Here is a 213-nt window from a genome sequence, read left to right on the forward strand (position 1 = left end):
TCGTCTGGAACCTCTTGATCAGTTTCAGGAGTTTCGTCCGGTGTATCTTCTGTTTCTTCATCTAGATCATCATCGGCTGAAGCTTCGTCTGGCTCGTCTGAAATCTCTTGATCAGCTTCAGGAGTCTCGTCCGGTGTATCTTCTGTTTCTTCATCTAGATCATCGTCAGCTGCGGCTTCGTCTGGTTCATCTGAGACGTCTTGATCAGCTTCA

At 47.4% G+C, this 213-nt stretch carries 1 pseudogene; it reads right to left on the minus strand.

Annotation, left to right across the window (positions count from 1 at the left end):
- A pseudogene (locus tag JEM49_RS09245) lies at positions 1–213 on the minus strand (hypothetical protein); the annotation flags it as partial.

This window comes from Lactobacillus sp. A27 (assembly GCF_016742815.1).
GTDB classification, from domain to species: domain Bacteria; phylum Bacillota; class Bacilli; order Lactobacillales; family Lactobacillaceae; genus Lactobacillus; species Lactobacillus gallinarum.